We start from the raw sequence: 1,244 nt of genomic DNA on the forward strand, positions 1-1,244 counted from the left end.
GTCGCTCGCCGGTTATTGCTATTGCTATCACTGCCTTTGGTCAAGTCTACCCCGACCGAGCTATCCGCAGAACAGCCGCCAAGGTGGGACATGCCATTGTGGTGACAGGTGTTCATGGTGCTTCCCGGGCTGGACTAGAATTACTCCTCAAGCCGGATTTCGGCAAAGACTTAGGTCCAGAGGAACGGCTATCTCTGATTAAAGCTCACCAGCGTCCTAAACCCAGACTTGATGTTATAGCTTTACTGGAGTTACAGGTTAACAGGTTACTGGAGTTACAGGTTAACAGGTTGAAGGTTGAAAGTTCCAACTTACAACCTGATAACTTACAACCAGATAACCTTAAACCAGATAACTTTCAACCTTCAACCTTTCAACCTTCAACCCTCCAACTATCCATTGCGGGTATGGATAGTAGCGATGGTTTAGCAGATGCTATTGTACAAATTTGTCGTGCCAGTGGTGTTGGTGCTGAGATTGATCCCAACCGAATTCCCTTGCCTCCAAGCTTGAGTAAATTGGTGTCCCCAGAGCAATCTTTGGATTGGGCGTTGTATGGTGGTGAAGATTTTGAATTAGTGCTATGTCTGCCTACTGAAGCTGCTGAAGAATTAGTGGCAAAACTGGGGGATGGAGCAGCAGTAATTGGCAAGATTACTAGTGGTAATGAGGTTTGGTTGAAAGATAAAACTGGCACTTATGCTGATCAATTGCTGAGTCTAAATAAGGGATTTCAGCATTTTTGAAATTTTCCCCTTAGAGGATATCTGAAAAGTTTTTTTATACTGAATTTTGCCCCCCTAGCCCCCCAACTTTGGGGGGAACAAGAGTCAATTTGCTTCTAAAAGTCCCCCGCCCCCCTAACCCCCCAATTCTGGGGGGAATTAGCGGATGCTTCGCTTTTTGACAGATGGGGACCAACGGGGGCTTGGATGTAGCAAATGAGACTTCTCAGACAACCACTTAGAAGTAATTAACTGGATTTAGTATTATTCCTTCTGTATCTGATCGAAATCAGAACTGCTCCGGTATCATAACTTGACTCCATAAACAAGATCCAGGTGCGATCAATTTTCTGTTTCAGATTCACTACACTGTCTGAGATAGTATTAACTTTGAAGAATTTGCCTTGGCCTACGATAACATCTGTAAATACTTAGCAGAAGCATACCCATCGGAGTTTTTTCAGTGGGTATTGGCTGAAGAACCTAGAGATATTCAGGTACTTAAAACTGAATTAAGTG

1 protein-coding gene is annotated in these 1,244 nt (G+C 43.9%); it reads left to right on the top strand.

Annotated features, from left to right (window positions below):
* Positions 1–746: AIR synthase-related protein (locus F6K49_RS50340; RefSeq protein ID WP_293110378.1), on the top strand; the 746-nt coding region annotated here is incomplete at its 5' end.
* Positions 747–1,244 lie beyond the last annotated feature (498 nt).

The sequence above is a fragment of the Moorena sp. SIO3I6 genome (assembly GCF_010672095.1).